General features: G+C 72.1%; 18 protein-coding genes. 5 read left to right on the top strand and 13 right to left on the bottom strand.

Annotation, left to right across the window (positions count from 1 at the left end; translation table 11 throughout):
• Positions 1-66: 66 nt before the first annotated feature.
• The 5 genes from rpsG to BM204_RS01280 all read right to left on the bottom strand — a co-directional run bounded on the left by rpsG (position 67) and on the right by BM204_RS01280 (position 3,647).
• Positions 67-537 carry a 30S ribosomal protein S7 gene (gene rpsG / locus BM204_RS01260; RefSeq protein ID WP_091109754.1) on the bottom strand — a complete coding sequence of 157 codons (471 nt, stop codon included), beginning with the start codon at positions 535-537 and terminating at the stop codon, positions 67-69.
• Positions 537-911: a 30S ribosomal protein S12 gene (gene rpsL / locus BM204_RS01265; RefSeq protein WP_028644777.1), complete on the bottom strand. Its 375-nt coding sequence runs from the start codon at positions 909-911 to the stop codon at positions 537-539. Before rpsL ends, rpsG begins: the two co-directional genes overlap by 1 nt.
• A 162-nt stretch (positions 912-1,073) precedes the next feature.
• Entirely contained in the window at positions 1,074-2,327 is a 1,254-nt protein-coding gene (locus BM204_RS01270; protein ID WP_091109756.1) for an MFS transporter, read from the bottom strand.
• A gap of 7 nt (positions 2,328-2,334) precedes the next feature.
• The gene (locus tag BM204_RS01275) at positions 2,335-2,784 is read right to left on the bottom strand and encodes a MarR family winged helix-turn-helix transcriptional regulator (RefSeq protein ID WP_246165768.1); all 450 of its coding nucleotides are present in this window, start codon (positions 2,782-2,784) and stop codon (positions 2,335-2,337) included.
• A gap of 56 nt (positions 2,785-2,840) precedes the next feature.
• Positions 2,841-3,647, bottom strand: coding sequence for an acyl-CoA thioester hydrolase/BAAT C-terminal domain-containing protein (locus BM204_RS01280; RefSeq protein WP_218031110.1), 807 nt, complete (start codon positions 3,645-3,647; stop codon positions 2,841-2,843).
• A 96-nt stretch (positions 3,648-3,743) separates the two neighbouring features.
• Here BM204_RS01280 and BM204_RS01285 point away from each other — a divergent pair, with 96 nt between their 5' ends.
• Complete coding sequence (locus BM204_RS01285) at positions 3,744-4,031, top strand: DUF2530 domain-containing protein (protein ID WP_091110033.1); 288 nt, start codon at positions 3,744-3,746, stop codon at positions 4,029-4,031.
• Between the two features lie 71 nt (positions 4,032-4,102).
• Positions 4,103-4,657: a Dps family protein gene (locus BM204_RS01290; protein WP_091109759.1), complete on the top strand. Its 555-nt coding sequence runs from the start codon at positions 4,103-4,105 to the stop codon at positions 4,655-4,657.
• Positions 4,658-4,747: 90 nt separating this feature from the next.
• Here BM204_RS01290 and BM204_RS01295 read toward each other — a convergent pair whose 3' ends face one another.
• Positions 4,748-5,536, bottom strand: a complete 789-nt coding sequence (locus BM204_RS01295; RefSeq protein WP_091109760.1) for a DUF3027 domain-containing protein — start codon at positions 5,534-5,536, stop codon at positions 4,748-4,750.
• Between the two features lie 137 nt (positions 5,537-5,673).
• Here BM204_RS01295 and BM204_RS01300 point away from each other — a divergent pair, with 137 nt between their 5' ends.
• Positions 5,674-7,047 (top strand): MFS transporter, encoded by a 1,374-nt coding sequence (locus BM204_RS01300; RefSeq protein ID WP_246165766.1) that lies wholly within the window; start codon positions 5,674-5,676, stop codon positions 7,045-7,047.
• Between the two features lie 47 nt (positions 7,048-7,094).
• Here the strand turns inward: BM204_RS01300 and BM204_RS23400 are convergent, their stop codons facing one another.
• Both BM204_RS23400 and BM204_RS01310 read right to left on the bottom strand, forming a co-directional pair.
• Complete coding sequence (locus tag BM204_RS23400) at positions 7,095-7,490, bottom strand: cold-shock protein (protein ID WP_091109766.1); 396 nt, start codon at positions 7,488-7,490, stop codon at positions 7,095-7,097.
• Positions 7,491-7,598: 108 nt separating this feature from the next.
• A complete protein-coding gene (locus BM204_RS01310) occupies positions 7,599-8,222 on the bottom strand; it encodes an HAD family hydrolase (protein WP_218031109.1) in 624 nt (207 codons plus the stop codon).
• Between the two features lie 98 nt (positions 8,223-8,320).
• Between BM204_RS01310 and BM204_RS01315 the strand changes: the two genes are divergently transcribed.
• Entirely contained in the window at positions 8,321-10,486 is a 2,166-nt protein-coding gene (locus tag BM204_RS01315) for a S8 family serine peptidase (RefSeq protein ID WP_143099615.1), read from the top strand.
• Here BM204_RS01315 and BM204_RS01320 read toward each other — a convergent pair.
• Entirely contained in the window at positions 10,476-12,095 is a 1,620-nt protein-coding gene (locus BM204_RS01320) for an AMP-binding protein (protein ID WP_091109769.1), read from the bottom strand. The genes BM204_RS01315 and BM204_RS01320 overlap by 11 nt on opposite strands.
• 86 nt (positions 12,096-12,181) lie before the next feature.
• On the opposite strand from BM204_RS01320, the gene lepB reads away from it, so the two are divergent.
• On the top strand, positions 12,182-12,928 hold the full coding sequence (gene lepB, locus BM204_RS01325; protein ID WP_246165764.1) for a signal peptidase I: 747 nt from the start codon (positions 12,182-12,184) through the stop codon (positions 12,926-12,928).
• Positions 12,929-13,002: 74 nt separating this feature from the next.
• On the opposite strand, the gene BM204_RS01330 is transcribed toward lepB, so the two are convergent.
• Genes BM204_RS01330 through BM204_RS01345 form a run of 4 tightly spaced genes read right to left on the bottom strand, consistent with a single transcriptional unit; the run spans position 13,003 to position 16,565 of the window.
• Positions 13,003-13,413, bottom strand: coding sequence for an SRPBCC family protein (locus BM204_RS01330; RefSeq protein ID WP_091109771.1), 411 nt, complete (start codon positions 13,411-13,413; stop codon positions 13,003-13,005).
• The gene (locus BM204_RS01335) at positions 13,410-14,489 is read right to left on the bottom strand and encodes an RDD family protein (protein WP_091109773.1); all 1,080 of its coding nucleotides are present in this window, start codon (positions 14,487-14,489) and stop codon (positions 13,410-13,412) included. The genes BM204_RS01330 and BM204_RS01335 overlap by 4 nt, the downstream gene beginning before the upstream one ends.
• Positions 14,490-14,508: 19 nt before the next feature.
• Complete coding sequence (locus tag BM204_RS01340) at positions 14,509-15,747, bottom strand: FHA domain-containing protein (protein WP_091109775.1); 1,239 nt, start codon at positions 15,745-15,747, stop codon at positions 14,509-14,511.
• Positions 15,744-16,565, bottom strand: coding sequence for a PP2C family protein-serine/threonine phosphatase (locus BM204_RS01345; protein ID WP_246165762.1), 822 nt, complete (start codon positions 16,563-16,565; stop codon positions 15,744-15,746). The genes BM204_RS01340 and BM204_RS01345 overlap by 4 nt, the downstream gene beginning before the upstream one ends.
• Positions 16,566-16,568: the final 3 nt, after the last annotated feature.

The raw sequence follows: 16,568 nt of genomic DNA on the forward strand, positions 1-16,568 counted from the left end.
TCAGTCCCTCGGAAGTGGTTGGAATGCAGGTGGCGTGAGGAGTGCGGCGCACTCCTCACGCATGGATCACCAGCGGTAGTGGGCGAAGGCCTTGTTGGACTCGGCCATCTTGTGCGTGTCCTCACGCTTCTTCACAGCGGCACCGAGGCCGTTGGACGCGTCGAGGATCTCGTTCATCAGGCGCTCGGACATCGTCTTCTCACGACGGTCCGCGGCGTAGCCGACGAGCCAGCGCAGCGCCAGCGTGGTGCTGCGCGTGCCCTTGACCTCGATCGGGACCTGGTAGGTCGCGCCACCGACACGGCGGGACTTGACCTCGATGGACGGCTTGACGTTGTCCATCGCACGCTTGAGCGTGACGACGGGGTCGGTGCCGTTCTTCTCGCGGCAACCTTCGAGAGCGCCGTAGACGATGCGCTGGGCAACCTGCTTCTTGCCGTCCTGGAGGACCTTCGAGACGAGCTGGGAGACCAGCTGCGAGCCGTAGACCGGGTCGATGTCGATCGGCCGCTTCGGGGCCGGACCCTTGCGGGGCATTAGCTCTTCTCCTTCTTCGCGCCGTAACGGCTGCGGGCCTGCTTGCGGTTCTTGACACCCTGGGTGTCGAGCGTGCCGCGAATGATCTTGTAACGGACACCGGGGAGGTCCTTCACCCGGCCGCCGCGGACGAGCACGATGGAGTGCTCCTGGAGGTTATGACCGACGCCCGGGATGTAGGCCGTGACCTCGACGCCGCTCGACAGGCGCACACGGGCGACCTTGCGGAGGGCGGAGTTCGGCTTCTTCGGGGTGGTGGTGTAGACGCGGGTGCAGACACCGCGTCGCTGGGGCGAACCCTTCAGGGCAGGCGTCTTGCTCTTGGACACCTTGTCCTGGCGGCCCTTGCGGACCAGTTGGTTAATCGTGGGCACCTGGTGGTTCCCTCTCTGAGAAGCTCTCTGTGCTCGGCACTTTGCCAGCACGACGTGACGCTTGATCGATGTGCCAGTGGTGAGCACCCGGATTTGGGCACGCGCAACGCATCTGGTCGTCCCAGACACGAGGACCGAGATTACCGGCCGCCTGGGTGAGGGTCAAAACGCGGCTTGAGAGACCTGGGCCGGGGTCTCCTGACGGGCCTTGGTCCGCAGGTAGAGCGCACTGGCCAGGAGCACCCCCGCGACGGTCATGGCTCCCCCGAAGATGAGGGTCCAACGGGCTCCGTAGACCTCCCCCACCCACCCGACGAGGGGTGCGCCCAGGGGCGTCCCGCCGATGAAGATCATCATGTAGAGCGCCATCACCCGCCCGCGCATGCCGGCGTCGGTGTTGAGCTGCATGAACGCGTTGGCGCTGGTGATCATCGTCAGCGCGGTGATGCCGAGCAGGGGGCACATCAAGGCGAAGAGCAGGTACGACGGGGCCAGGCCGGCGACGATCTCGAGCAGACCGAAGGCCACGGCCGCTCCGACGACGAGCCGGTGCCGGACACCCTCCCGACTGGCCGCGAGCAGCGATCCGGCGAGGGAGCCCACCGCCATGAACGTGCCGAGCAGCCCGAACTCTGCCGGCCCCTTGTCGAAGACCTGGGTGGCCATCAGCGCGGAGGTCATCTGAAAGTTGAGGCCGAAGGTGCCGGTGAAGAAGACGATCCCGAGGATCAGCATCAGGTCGGGACGGGCCCGCACGTAGGAGACGCCGGCGCGGATCTGGCCGGGCTCGCGCTCGACCAGCGCGGCGACGTGCAGCCGCGTGCCGTCCAGCGAGGCGAGCATCAGGATCGGGGCGACGTAGCTGAGCCCGTTGACCAGGATCACCCACCCGGTGGCGCCGACACCGGAGCCGAGCAGCGCGATCGAGACGCCCGCGATGGCCGGTCCGAGGATCCGCGCGGAGTTGAAGCCGGCCGAGTTGAGGCCGACGGCGTTGGTGAGGTCCTCGGCGTCGACGATCTCCGAGACGAACGACTGCCGGGCCGGGGCGTCGAAGGCGGAGGCGACGCCCAGCACGAGGGCGAGCACGTAGACGTGCCAGATCTGCACGGTCCCGGTGACCGCCAGGACGCCGAGCACGAACGCGGGGGCGGCCATGCCGATGTTGGTCATCTGGAGCAGGCGACGCTTGGGGATCCGGTCGGCGAGCAGGCCGGCGACCGGCGAGAGCAGGAGGAAGGGCAGGAACTGCAGGCCGGTGGTGATGCCGATCGCGGCGGCACTGTTGCCGGTCAGCAGCAGGACCAGCCAGTCCTGCGCGACGCGCTGCATCCAGGTGCCGGTGTTGGACACCAGGTTGCCGGCGGCGTAGCGCCGGTAGTTCTGGTTGTGCAGGGAACGGAAGGTGGGACTCACGGGGTGCTCACTCGTGGGAGGCCAGTCTCTCCAGGATCGGGGCCGCACTGCGGAGCACGGCACGTTCGGCAGGGGTCAGCTCGCGCAGGCGGGTGGCGAGCCACTCGTCTCGGCGGGCCCGGTCGGACAGGACGGTCGCGCGGCCGGAGTCGGTGAGGACCACCACCACCTGCCGGCCGTCGGTCTCGTGACGGCGGCGCGTGGCGTGGCCACCGTCGACCAGACAGTTGACGGTGCGGGTCATGCTCGGCGGCTGGACCTTCTCGCGCGCGGCGAGGTCGCCCACCGTCAGGTCGCCGAAGCGATGGAGGGCACCCAGCACGGCCATCGCGTTCATGCTCAGCTCGTTGTCGGGGTGGCGCTCGACAGCGAGGCGACGACGCAGGCGCATGACCGAGAGCCGGAGCTCGGAGGCGAGTCCGGCGTCGGTGCGGGCGACCTTCTCCACAGTTGGCATGTCATTAGCATAAGTCATTACCCGTGCTAACTATTCCGCGGGCACGTTCCGCGGGGCTACTCGGCGAGGCGCAGGCTCCGGAGCAGGTGCGGCCAGGCCAGGCGGCCGAGGGCGGCGTCGGCCCCGGCGGTCCCGCCGCCGGCCATCGCCCTCCCCCGCTCCACCGGCACCTCGCCCGGCAGCACCACGCGGTGCCCCGCGTCCGGGTGCGTGACGACGACGGTCTCGCGCCCGTGCGACGTACGACGGGCGGCGATCGCGCGGGCGAAGTCGGCCGCCGGCCACACCTGGTCGTCCTCCCCCGCGACGAGGACGACGTCCCCGACGATCCGCTCGACCGGGATCGCGGCGGCGGCCGCCTCCTCGGCGTGACGACGCAGGCTCTGCTCGTAGAGCCGGCGGTAGGAGGGCGGGTCGGTGTCGGCCGACCACGAGTCGTCGAACGGGGCGAAGGAGACCGGTCGCCCGCCCCACGTCCAGTGCGACGTCTGCCGCCCCTGCTCGTCGACGCCGGCCCACACGACCGACGACGGCGCGAGCGCGACCACCGCGTCGACCCGGGCGTCCAGGGACGCCGTGAGCAGCGCCGCCTCGGCGCCGAAGGAGGAGCCCACGATCGCGAGCCGGTCGGCATCGCCCGCCAACCGGTCGAGCGCAGCGGTGAACGACTCGACCGGCACCTCGAAGGTGCCGGGCTGCTGCCCACGACCGCCGAACCACCGGATGGTCAGTGCCGTCGCGCCGTGGGCCGCGAGCACCCGGCAGCGGTCGGTCTCCAGCGCGCCGCTGGACCCCGCGAGCACCAGCACCGCCGTCCCGTGGTCGACGCTCGGACGGACGAGGTGCTCCAGGGGGTCGCTCACCCCTCCATCATGGCGGGCGCCACGTCACGGCACGCCTCACACGGGACCGGGGTTTCGACTAGCGTGGCGGATGTGGAGCTCCGTGACGACCAACCGATGCAGCACGAGTTCAGGAACAAGACCTACCTCCTGGCCGACGTGGAGCCGCTCGACGTCGACGGCGTGCGCACGGTGCAGGTCGGGACGGCGATCTTCTTCCTCGGGTTCGTGGCCCTGCTGCCGTTCTACGGGCGGCTCTCCGAGGACGGCACCACCTGGTGGCTCTGGGCCTGCCTGACCGGGGTCGGTCTGGGCCTGCTGGGGCTGGAGTACTGCAAGCGCCGCCGCGACTTCCGCACCGTGGTCGAGGCTGCGGAGCCGACACCCCCGACGCCCCCGGGCTGAACGTCCACCGGGTCGCGAGACGTGTCCTGCGCCCGCGTTTCGGTGGTGTGGCCGACGGGTACACACCTGTCATGACTCCCAAGCTGCACTACACGGTCCCCGGCATGTCCGACGCTGACGCCGAGCGCGTCGTCGAGCTGCTGCAGGAGCGCCTGCACGCCGCCAACGACCTTCACCTGACCCTCAAGCACGTCCACTGGAACGTCGTCGGCCCGCACTTCATCTCCGTCCACGAGATGATCGACCCCCAGGTCGACGCCGTGCGCGGCTTCGCCGACGACCTGGCCGAGCGGATGGCCACGTTGGGCGGCTCGCCCCAGGGCACCCCCGGCTCGATCGTCGCCGCCCGCACGTGGGACGAGTACAGCATCGGTCGGGCGACCACCCAGGAGCACCTCGGCGCCCTGGACCTCGTCTACCAGGGTGTCATCACCAGCTACCGCGACGGCATCAAGGTGCTCGGCGAGCTCGACCCGGTCACCGAGGACATGTTCATCGGCCAGACAGAGCAGCTCGAGCTGTTCCACTGGTTCATCCGCGCGCACCTCGAGGACAAGGGCGGCCGCCTCTCCACCGAGGGCGCCGGCTCGGAGCAGGCCGCCGCTGCGGCCGCCGGGCAGGGCTGAGCCCACCCCCGGCACCTCGAGCACGACGAAGGGGCCCGACCGGCACTGCTGGTCGGGCCCCTTCGTCATGTCCGGGTGGTCAGGTGCGGCTCAGACGATGTCGTAGCCGTCGGAGGACAGCGTGTCGAAGACGTGCTCCGGCATCGGCTGGGGCTCGTGCTTCTTGGCCAGCCGGACCTCGGAGTGGGCGCCGCAGCCGTGCGCGAGCGCCACGACCCGGCCGTCGTCGTTGGCATCACCGTTGGCGCAGACGCCGAACATCTCAGAGAGCGGACCGGCGAGGCGGACCAGGAAGCCACAGCCGTGGCAGGTGTCGGGAGCCGCCTGTGCGAGGGCCGACTCGGGGCCGCCGTCGCCGTCGTACCAGCGCTGGGCGGCCATCTCGCGACCCTCGGGCGAGAGGGTGCGCACACGCCCGAGACCGAGGTCCTTGGCGACCTCGCGGACCTGCGCCAACTCGTCGGCGTCGAGCGGGTCGTCGCCGAAGGAGTAGGTCGGGACGAGGCGTGCGTCGTCGTCGTCGACGGGCAGCAGGTCACCCGGGGACATGTCGCCGGGCTGGAGGCGCTCGCGGTAGGGCACCCACTCGGGCGCGATGATCGCCTCGTCGCCGGGGATCAGGACGACCTCGTCGACGGTGACCTGCTTCTGGCGCGAGGCGCGCGCGACGGTCACGGACCAGCGCCACCCCACATAACCCTTGCGCTCGCAGGCGAAGAGGTGGGTCACGACCCGCTCGCCCTCGGTCTGCGAGCCGAGGTGCTCGCCCACGTCGACGGGGTCCACGTCGAGGAGCAGCGCGGAGCGCGCCTCGTCTACCGCGGACGCTGCCACGGAGTCGGATTTGGTGCGCACGATGATCGCCACGGAGGAAAGCATGACTCATGCGTGGTGCCGCTGTCAGGTCGGGCGGGGTGTCGGGTGGGTCCCGGGGGCGCACGGGGCAGGATGGGGCCATGACGTCGTCGTCCCACGAACCGCCGCCGACGCCCCCCTCGGGTGATCGGGCGAGAGGCGTGGGTAGGGGACTCGGCAAGGGGCTCGGCCACGGTCTGGGCCACGGTCTGGGCACCGGCGCGAAGGTCACGGCCAAGGGCGTGCGGGGCGCCGCGCGGGGTGCGGGCGCCGCAGGGTCCTACACCGTGCGGCAGGCGCGAAGGGCGGCCAACGCCCAGGGCGCCGACCAGTCCGGGCTGGCCCGGCTCATCCAGCTGCACGCGTGCAACGCCGCCGCCGACGCTGCGGTGGTCATCTCGCTGGCCGGCACCCTCTTCTTCGCCGGCGCGACCAGCGAGGCGCGCAGCCAGGTCGCCCTGTTCCTGGCGCTCACGATGCTGCCGTTCGCCATCGTGGCGCCCCTGATCGGCCCGTTCCTCGACAAGTTCAGCCACGGTCGGCGCTGGGCGATGGGCGGCACCTTCGCGCTGCGCGCCTTCTTGTGCTGGGTCCTGGCCGACGCGGTCGCCAACGACTCGGCGTGGCTCTTCCCCGCGACCCTGGGCGTGCTCGTCTCCTCCAAGGCCTACGGCGTCACGCGGGCCGCCGCGGTCCCCCGCCTGCTCCCCGACGACCTGACCCTGGTCAAGGCCAACGGGCGGGTCTCCCTGGCCGGCATCGTCGGCGCCGCCATCGCCGCCCCGATCGCCGGGCTGGCCGCGACCGTCGGTGCGGAGTGGTCGCTGCGCTTCGCGTTCCTGGTCTTCGTGCTCGGCACGATCGCCGCGATCCGGCTGCCCGACAAGGTCGACGCGAGCGCCGGCGAGCAAGCCATGACCTTGCGCCCTACGAACTCCGAGGGACGGCGCGGCACGCGCATCCCCCCGGAGGTGGCCTTCGCGCTGCGGGCCAACTGCGGACCGCGTTGGCTGTCGGGGTTCCTCACGATGTTCATGGCGTTCCTCTTCCGCGACAACCCGATCGGCGACTACGCCCCCGAGATCACGCTCGGGATCGTGATCGGCGGCGCCGGCCTCGGCAACACCCTCGGCATCTTGCTGGCCTCGCTGTTGAAGAAGATCAACCCCGCGGTGATGGTGGTGCTCGCGCTGGTCGCCGACGCGGCGGTCATCGCGGTCGCCGGCCTCTTCTACGGGATCCTGATGCTGGCCCTGATCGGTCTCACGGCAGGGCTCGCCCAGTCCCTGGCCAAGGTCTCGCTGGACGCGACCATCCAGTCCGGCGTGCGCCCCCAGGTGCAGGCCAGCGCGTTCGCCCGCAGCGACACGACCCTGCAGCTGGCGTGGGTCATCGGCGGCTTCGTCGGCATCGCGCTGCCGCTCTACCCCCGGTTGGGCCTCGGGGTCGCGGCCGTCGTGCTGGCCGCGTGGACCGTGTCCGTTCTCGCCAGCCGTCCGCGTCGTCGTACGACGGGGAGCGTCGCGACCGCCTGACGCGACGGGGGCCGCTGCCAGCCACCCGCGCAGCCCTCAGGGCAGCCTCAGAGCTCGAGCTCGTCGGCCAGCGCGCGGAGCAGCTTGGCGGCCGGCTGGGCGGTGCGGGTGTCGGGATGGCGGCCGTGGCGGTAGGTCTCACCGACGTCGTCGAGTAGCCGGATCAGGTCCTCCACGATCGGCGTCATCTCCTCGGGTGCGCGACGCTTGGCCTGCTTCTGGTTGCGCGCGACGGAGGCCTGCGCGTCCAGCACGCGCACCTGCAGCGCCTGGTCACCGCGCCGGCCCTGGGCGATGCCGAACTCCACGCGCGCGCCGGGCTTGAGGGCGGTCATGCCCTCGGGCAGCGCGTCCGTGTGCACATAGACGTCGGGTCCGTCCTCCTGGGACAAGAACCCGAACCCCTTGTCCGCGTCGAACCACTTCACCTTGCCACTGGGCACGGTCAGACCTCTCCACCACCGCCCGGCCGATCCGAGCGCGACGGCACAGACTAGGCCATCGGACCCGGGCGTTCCGACCGGTTTGTCCGCCGGTCACCGGGCCCTTGGTCAGCCGAGCGACGCCACGTGGTCGTCGAGCCACGCGGGGAAGGCGCGCAGGTCGTCGAGGACGACGTGGGTCCCGGCGTTGAAGAGCTCCTCGCGGGTGCACCCACCGGTGAGCACCGAGACGCTCAGCACCCCCGCCGCGAGCGCACCCTCGACGTCGTGGACATGATCGCCGACGTAGACGCCCGCGCCCTCGCGCACCAGCGCGTCTGCCTTGCCGAGCCCCCACACCCAGCCCTCGAGGACGTCGACGTCGAGCCCGAGGTGGGTCACGTGCAGCTCGGCGTTGCGGGGGAACTTGCCCGTCACCACGATGACCCGCCCACCGTGGCGTCGTACGGCGGCGAGGGCGGCGTGCGCGCCCGGCAAGGTGGGCACGGAGTCGATGGCGTGGGTCGGGTAGAGCTCGCGGAACCGGTCGCCGGCCGGGCCGATCGCGTCCTCGTCGAGGTGGCCGGCCAGCAGGCTCTCGAGGGGCGGACCCAGCCGCGCGGTCATCTCCGCGATCGGGAAGTCGACGCCCAGCTCCCCACCCAGCGCGGCGAGGACCGCAGCGAATCCGGGGACGGTGTCGATGAGCGTCATGTCGAGGTCGAAGCCGACGACGAGGGGGCTGGCAGGCACCACGCCAGGGTAGGCGGGGGCCGCCGAGTCCAGGTTCGCCGGTCACCATTGGGGTCGGTGAGAGAGAATGGACGACTTCCATCCACGTCGAGGACATCGTGACCCCAGCAGGACGACCAGCAGGACGACCACTCGGCCGCAGCGCCTCGCGCGCCGTGGTCGCCCTGGTCGCGCTCGCGGGCGCAGCCCTTGGCCTCGTCGCCGCGCCGGCGACCCAGGCGGTGACGGCCGGGGAGACCGCCGAGGACACCTCGCTCTACCTGGTCACGCTCCGCGGGCCGGGGCTGTCCGGGGCTGCGCTGGTCGGTGGCACCACGGGCGTCCAGGGCAGCGTGCGGCTCCTCGCGCAGCAGGGGCGTGCGCTCGCCGCCGTGGGCGACCCCGCCCCTGTCTACCGCTGGACGACCGCGCTCAACGGGTTCGCCGTACGTCTCACCTCGGCGCAGGCCGCGACCCTCGCCGAGGACCCCACGGTGGCACTGGTCGAGCGCAACAGCGTGCGCCCGCTCGCCTCCCTCCCGGCGGGTGCGGCCACCGGCGCGGCCGCACGGGTCCGCGGCGCCGGCACCGCTCGCGGAGGCGTCGGCGTGGTGATCGGCGTCGTCGACTCCGGCCTCGACCCCGAGGGCCCGCTCTTCGCCCACTCCCCCCGGCTCGGCCAACGACCGCGCGACTTCACGGGTGTCTGCGAGGACGGCGAGGGCCCCCCGGTCTGCAACGGCAAGGTCTTGGGCGCCCGCTGGTACGTCGAGGGGTTCGGCGCCGACGACCTGCGCGTGACCACGCGACTCTCGGCCCACGACGATGACGGCCACGGCACCCAGATGGCCTCGATCGCGGCCGGCAACGCCGGGGTCGACGTGCGCGTCCACGACCAGCACCTCGGTGGGTTCTCCGGCGTGGCGCCCCGGGCGAGGCTGGCGGTCTACAAGGCCTGCTGGAGCGCACCCGAGCCGGGCGACGACGGTTGCGCCACGGCCGACCTGGTCACGGCCGTCGACGACGCCACCCGCGACGGGGTCGACGTCCTCAACCTCTCGGTCGGTGGTCCCGCCCGCATCGACACCGTCGACCTTGCGCTGCTGGGCGCCGCAGAGGCCGACGTCGTCGTGGTGGCCGCCGCGGGCAACGACGGCGGTGGAGCAGCCCACCCGGCCCCCTGGGTCACGACCGTGGGCGGCACCGTCGGCTCCCAGCGTCGCGGCGAGGTGGTCCTGCCCGGTGCGCCGGACGTGCAGGGCGCCATGGTCGCCTCGCGTCGGGTGGGGCCGGCTCGTCTGGTGCTGGCCGCCCGCGCCAAGGCCCCGGGGGCGAGCGTCGGGGCAGCCCGCGTGTGCACGCCCGGCAGCCTGGACGCCGCGACCGTCGACGGCCGGATCGTCGTGTGCGACCGCGGTGGGGTCGGCCGGGTCGACAAGTCCGAGGCCGTGGCCCTGGCCGACGGGGTCGGCATGATCCTCACCAACACGCGGCCCGGCTCCGTCGACGCCGACTTCCACCGGGTGCCGACCGTCCACCTCGACCGCACATCAGGTCGCGCGGTCAAGCGCTGGCTCGCGACCCGTCCCGGGGCCAGGGTGACGCTGCGACCGGCCGCCTCCGACCGCGTGTCCCGGGCTGTCACCGGCTTCTCCGGCTCCGGCGACACCGCCTCCGGTGTGCTGAAGCCCGACCTCGTCGCCCCGGCCGTCGGGGTGCTGGGGGCGGTCCCGCCCCGTCCCAGCGGGGTGCGCTGGGACTTCGTGACCGGCACCTCGGCGGCCGCCGCGACCACGAGCGGCGCCGCAGCGGTCCTGCTCTCCCGGCACGACTGGTCCGCGGTCGAGACCCGCTCGGCCCTCGTTACGTCGACCGACCGGCTGCGTCGCGCCCCCGCGAACCGCGTCGGCTCGGGGCTGCTGCGCCCGCGGGGCGCCACCCGCCCCGGGCTGGCCTACCTGCTCGACCCGGGCGCCTACCGCGCCTGGTGGGAGGGCGACCAGCGCTCCCTCAACACCCCGTCGGTGACCCTCGGCGCGGGAGCCGCGGTCGCGACGCGGACACTCACCAACACCACCGGACGCCGGCTCTACTTCTCCTCGCAGGCCCGGGGCTTCGAGCATCGCGTGCGCGTGATGCCCGAGGCCCTGCGTCTTGGCCCCGGCGAGAGCGCGACCTGGACGATGACGGTCACCGGACGCGGTCCCCGCCTCGACGACGGCTGGGTCGTCTGGCGCGGCGCCACCGGCACCGTCACCCGGGTGACAGCCGTGATCAGCCGCTGAGGCCCAGGGCTCGCGCCGATTCCTCGCGCATCTCGACCTTGCGGATCTTGCCCGTGACGGTCATCGGGAACTCCTCGACCACCATCACGTAGCGCGGGATCTTGTAGTGCGACAGCCTGCCCGCCGCGAAGGCCCGCACCCCGTCTGCGTCCAGCTGGTCTGCGCCCGGCCGCAGCCGGACCCACGCGCACAGCTCCTCTCCGTAGCGCTCGTCGGGGACGCCGACCACCTGCACGTCCTCGATGTCGGGGTGGGCGTAGAGGAACTCCTCGATCTCGCGAGGATAGATGTTCTCCCCGCCGCGGATCACCATGTCCTTGATCCGGCCGACGATCGTGCAGTAGCCGTCCTCGCGCATCACCGCGAGGTCGCCGGTGTGCATCCAGCCGTCGGCGTCGATCGCCTCGGCGGTCTTGTCCGGGTCGTCCCAGTAGCCGACCATCACCGAGTAGCCGCGGGTGCAGAGCTCGCCGGTCTCACCGCGCTCCACGGTCGCGCCCGTGACCGGGTCGACAACCTTGATCTCGACGTGCGGGTGCACCCGCCCGATCGTCGCCGTACGACGCTCGAGGTCGTCGTCGGCGCGCGTCTGGCAGGACACCGGCGAGGTCTCGGTCATGCCGTAGGCGATAGAGACCTCGGCCATGTGCATGTCGTTGACACAGCGCTTCATGACCTCGACCGGGCAGATGGAGCCGGCCATGATGCCCGTGCGCAGGCTCGAGAGGTCGTGGTCGCCGAAGGTCGGGTGGTGCTGCATCGCGATGAACATCGTGGGGACGCCGTAGACGCCGGTGCAGCGCTCCTCGGCGATCGTGCGCAGGGTGATCTCGGGGTCGAAGCCGGGGCCCGGGATCACCATCGTCGTGCCGTGGCTGGTGCAGCCGAGGTTGGCCATGACCATGCCGAAGCAGTGGTAGAAGGGCACCGGGATGCAGAGCCGGTCCTGCGCGGTGAGGTTGATCAGCTCGGTCGTGAGGTAGCCGTTGTTGAGGATGTTGCGGTGGCTCAGGGTGGCGCCCTTGGGGAAGCCGGTGGTGCCGGAGGTGTACTGGATGTTGATCGGGTCCTCGGGGCGCAGGGCCGCGGAGCGCTCCGCCAGTGCATCGTCGGGCAGGTCGGCCCCGCCGTCCACGAACACCGTCCAGTCCTCGCTGTCGACGAAGACCACGCGCTCCAGGTCCGGGCACTGCGGACGGACCTCCTCGACCATCGAGCGGTAGTCGCTGGTCTTGAACGATGTCGCGGCGAAGAGCAGGCGCAGCCCCGACTGGTTGAGCGCGTAGCCGAGCTCGTGGGTGCGGTAGCTCGGATTGAGGTTGACCAGGATCACACCGGCCTTGGCCGCACCGAACTGGACCAGGGTCCACTCGGCGCAGTTGGGCGCCCAGATCCCGACCCGGTCGCCCTGCTGCAGGCCCGCGGCGATCAGCCCGCGGGCGACGGCACCGACGTCGCGGTCGAGCTCGGCCCAACTCCACCGACGACCGCTGGCCATCTCCACGAGCGCCTCGCCGTCGGGGTGCTCGCGCACCGTTCGCTCCAGGTTGGCTCCGATGGTCTCCTCGAGCAACGCCGGCCCGAGCTCTCCTCTGGCGTAGGACTCCATGGCGACGAACCTACGCCGAACCACGCCGGGCCACGCCGGGCCACGTCGGGCCACGTCGCTGTGGGCCGCTGACGTAGGGTCCACACGTGTCCGACGCCGATGCCTCCGCCGACTCCTCCGTCACGGAGAAGAAGTCGCGCAAGATGCCGCTGTGGCTCGAGACGATCGTGCTGCTCACCGTCGCCGTCGCGCTCGCCCTGCTCATCAAGACGCTGTTCGTGCAGGCGTTCTACATCCCGTCGGCCTCGATGAAGCCCGGGCTGATCGAGAACGACCGGATCCTGGTGCAGAAGGTCTCCTACTGGTTCGGCGGTGGCCCCGAGCGCGGCGACGTCGTCGTCTTCGAGGACCCGGGCGACTGGCTGACCGGGATCCAGCCCGAGCCGACCAGCCCGCTGGTGAAGGGGCTGGGCAAGATCGGCCTCTACCCCAGCGGCGGCCACCTGGTGAAGCGGGTGATCGGCGTCGAGGGCGACACCATCGTCTGCTGCGACGAACAGGGACGGCTCGAGGTCAACGGCGTCGCGCTGGACGAGGACGACTTCATCAAGCCCCAGCCGCGCTGCGACGGGCCGATGCCCGGACCTGCCTGCGACTGGACCGCCGGCCCGGTGCCCGACGGCGAGCTCTTCGTCATGGGCGACAACCGCAACCAGTCGGCCGACTCCTCGGCCCGCCTGTGCATCGACGCCGGACCCGCCTGCGACCCGGCCGACGCGTTCGTGCCTGTCGACCTCGTCGTGGGCAAGGTGTTCGCGCTCGTGTGGCCGCTGGGTCGGGCCACTTTCATCGGCCGCCCCGACGTCTTCGCCCAGGTCGACGACGCGCCCTGAGTGGCGCGTCGGTAGCGGTCCAGTGGCGTCCCCGCTCCCGACGCCGCACCGAGGGGAGCCGGGTCCGCCGGGCGTCAGGCCTTCTCGGCCGCGGTGACGAGGGCCTCTAGCGCGACCGGCGCGTCGGCGGTGACCATCGGCCCGATGGCGTCGGCGCCTGGCCCCTCGATCGTGGTGCTGACCGTGACCTCGGAGCCACCCCCGTCGACCGGTCGCACGACGTGGTCGATGCGGATCACCAGCTCCCCCATCGTCAGCTGGTCGAGGTAGCGGCTGCCGGGGACGACGACCTCCAGGCTGACCGGCACCTCGATCGGACCGGTCAGGGTCATCGTGCCGGTCGTGCCCTGCTCGAAGGGCCCGTCGAGCCGGACGTCCTGCACCGCGGGGTCCCAGACCGGCCACGTGGCCGGGTCGCTCCACAGCTCCCAGATCGCGGCCGGGGCGGCCGTGGTGCTCACCGTGCGTTCGTAGCTGAAGGTCATGCGCGCTCCACCGTCATCCGTCGATCACCGAAGCACACCGAGTCGCCCGCGAGCAGCGTCGTGGGACGCCCGGCCGTGAGTGCCTTGGAGACACCCTGCCGGATGACGACCGAGCCGTTGGTGGATCCCCGGTCCATGACCACCAGCGCGCCGGCCGGCGTGACCTGGAACTGGGCGTGTGTCTTGGACAGCGACATGTCGCTCGAGCGCAGCGGCACCAGGTGGCTCACGCTCTCCCCCGACCGCGCCTCGGGGCGCCGTCCGACGAGGGCCAGCCCCGCCACGACGAACTCCTCCCCGGTGTCGAACGCGACGCGCCAGCTGGGCACCGCGCTCTCCGCGGGCGGCGCTGTCGGCGGCGCTGTCGGTGGGGACGTCGGTGGGGCGGAGCGGCGGGGTGCGGCGACCAGCGGCGGGCCGAGCTGTGCGTACGGGGCGGTCGGGGGTGCGGTCGGGCGGGGCGCGTCGACGGGCGCGGCACGACGCGGGGTCGGTGCCGCCGGCACCGGTGCCGCCGGCGCCGGTGCCGCCGCCGCGGGCACGAGCCGCATGGCGGTGAGGTTGACGACCTGTCGGGGCCGGTCCTCGACGACATCGTCGACCTCGGGCGCTGGCCGGACGTCGACCACGACGGCATGCGTGACCAGGTCGTGCCAGCCACGTCGCTGCTCACCACGGTCCATCACGGCCGTCCAGGCCAGGGAGGCGACCCCGATGCCGAACGTCGGCAGGGCAGCCACCCCGAGGATGAGCGAGCGCAGCACCGCACGACCGACCCCGATCGGCGCCCCGGTCTCGACGGCGACGACCCGCAGGCCGAGCAGCGCCTTGCCGGGCGACGCACCGGCCAGGCCCAGCAGCAACGAGAACCCGAGGCCGACCACGAGCACCGATCCCACGACCAGCCCGATGCCGCCGCCGAGGTTGCCGGGCTCGATCAGGTAGCGGTAGGCGGCGTAGACCGCTGCGGCGTAGAGGCCCCAGGCGACCAACCGGTCGACGACGAAGGCATAGAAGCGTCGGTCGAGCTCCGCGGGTGGATACGTCGTCGCCTCGGATGTCGCGAGCTGGGTCATCGGTGTGCGGTCTTCCGGATCAGGGGTTCATGACCTGGATGGTCACGCCGTCACCGAGGTTGATGATCGCCCCCGGGATCAGCTGGACCGCGATCCCGGGCTGGAGCTCCTCGGGCTCGAGGCCCGGCTGCACCAGCACGGTGCCGTTGGTGGAGCCCATGTCGGTGACCACGGCGCTGCCGTGGTCGGCGCCGGAGCCCGGGCGCACCTCGATGTGGGTCGAGGAGATCTCGTGCAGCGCGCTGGGCACTGTGACCAGCCGGGGCTGCTCGGTGGCGGTGAAGCGGCGGGCCTCGGGGGCGCGACCGATCAGCACGACCCGGTCGACCTCGACGCTCTCGCCGTTGGAGATCACCAGCGTCGCCACCGGTCGGGTCACGCTGGGCGCCGGCGGCTGGCCGGGGATGCCGGGCGGCGTCGGCCCGACGTCGTCGCCCGCTGCGCCGGCCCGCGTCATGCCGTCGTGGTCGTCGGGAACCGCGACGGCGCCCGGGAATGGTGGCGCGAGCGGGGGCGCCATCGGCGGCGCGGGCGGGGCGTCGGACGCCCAGACCATGCCGGAGGCGTCCTGGGCCGGCCCGTCCTCCGGCATCGGGTCGAAGCCCGGGGGGGAGACGCTGCTGGTGTCGGCCTCGTCGTCCAACGGCGAGGGCTCGTCGATCGAGAAGACCTCGGTGGCCGGCCCCTCGGCGTCAGCGCCGGTCACCGCTTCGGGCACCGCTTCGGGCACCGCTTCGGGCACCGCTTCGACCACGGCAACCACAGGAGCGGCCTCGGCCGCGCCGGGAGCGGCCTCGGCCGCGCCGGGAGCGGCGTGGGGCGGGAGGTCGATGCGGGCGACGCGCACCAGGCCGCCGTCGATGAGGTAGTCGGGGCCGTCGGCACCGGCGCCGCCGACCGAGACCGTGAGCGCGGTGACGCCCTCGAGGGTGCGCTCGACCCAGGTGGTGACCGTCGACCCGTCGAGCTCCACGCTCTCGTCGTTGGTGGTGAGGGTCGCCCGGACGCCGGCGCCACGCACGATCACCTTGGTCGGGCCCTCGCCGGTGCCGATCAGGACGAAGGCGGGCAGGACGCTGAGGCCGGGCGCGAGGACCTGGTCGAGGGTGGCGTCGAAGCCGGCCCCGCCATCGACGAGCTCCCAGAGCTGGGCGGCCCGCTGCTTCTCGCTGTCCGGGAGAAGCAGGGTCGTCGCGGCTCCGAAGATCGCGACCCACTCACCCGGCCGGTAGGACCACGTGCTGACGGACCGGCTCATGGCAGGGCTCCTAGCTTCTCTTCGAGACTTACCCGCTGGCGCTCGGAGTCGTACGGCGTCTCCGCGGCCAATCCCACCACATCCACGACCACCGCGGTCGCGTTGTCCTTCCCGCCGGCCGCCACCGCGGCCGCGACCATCTGGTCGGCCGCGTCGCGTGGGTCCTCCGCGGCGGCCAGGATGCCCTCGATGTGCTGGTCGTCGATCATCCCGCTGACCCCGTCGGAGCACAGCACCAACCGCTCGGCGGCCGACAGCGGCAGCACGAAATAGTCGGCGTCGGTGCTGCCCGAGCCACCGAGCGCCCGGGTGATGACGTGGCGCTCGGGGTGGACCAGGGCGTCGGAGGCGATGATGGTGCCGGCGTCGACCAGATCCTGCACGAGGCTGTGGTCGACGCTGACCTGCTCGAGCCGGCCGTGGTTGTACTTGTAGACGCGGGAGTCGCCGAGGTTGGCCAGCAGCCACTTGGGCTCGCCGGACTGCTCGATCAGGAGTGCCACGACGGCGGTCGTGCCGGCGTGGAAGTCGCGGGCTCCCTGGGCGCGCTGAGCGGCGTCGTAGGCAGCGATCCGGGCCTGGGCGCCCAGGAGGGTGGCGGCGACGACGGCCGGGCCGCGGGCCGGGTCGTAGCCCGCGTCGGCCAGGCGGCGGAACTCCTCGACGACGATCGCCGAGGCGATGTCACCGCGGTCGTGACCGCCCATGCCGTCGGCGACGACGAAGACCGGAGGAGCGACCAGGAAGGCATCCTCGTTGACCTCACGGACCAGCCCGACGTCGGTCGCGGCGCCGTGGTGCAGCTCCACCCCTGTCACGCG

The organism is Nocardioides psychrotolerans (genome assembly GCF_900113685.1).
GTDB classification, from domain to species: Bacteria; Actinomycetota; Actinomycetes; order Propionibacteriales; family Nocardioidaceae; genus Nocardioides; species Nocardioides psychrotolerans.